The organism is uncultured Modestobacter sp. (assembly GCF_947486615.1).
In the GTDB taxonomy this organism is placed as follows: domain Bacteria; phylum Actinomycetota; class Actinomycetes; order Mycobacteriales; family Geodermatophilaceae; genus Modestobacter.
On record NZ_CANKUD010000035.1, the window covers coordinates 1 to 275 of the forward strand.

Consider the following 275-nt stretch of genomic DNA (forward strand, 5'->3'; position numbering starts at 1 on the left):
GGCGATCGCCCAGACCCCACCCAGGTCAGCCGCACCCCAGCCACCGGCCACCTCCCGACCGAACACGTCGGTCGCGAGCTCCTCCACCGTCGGGTCCGTCGGGTCCGTCGGCTCGGTCGGGTCCGTCGGCTCGGTCGGATCCGTCGGCTCGGTCGGATCCGTCGGCTCGGCCGGATCCGTCGGCTCGGCCGGTGCCGACACGGTGACCTGCTCGGTGACGGTGCCGGTGGCACCGTCGTCGTCGGTCACCGTCAGCCGCACGGTGTACGTGCCGG

1 protein-coding gene is annotated in these 275 nt (G+C 74.2%); it reads right to left on the reverse strand.

All coding sequences use genetic code 11. From position 1 onward, the window contains the following. Positions 1 to 249: hypothetical protein (locus Q1A09_RS22545; RefSeq protein WP_299960645.1), on the reverse strand; the 249-nt coding region annotated here is incomplete at its 3' end. Positions 250 to 275 lie beyond the last annotated feature (26 nt).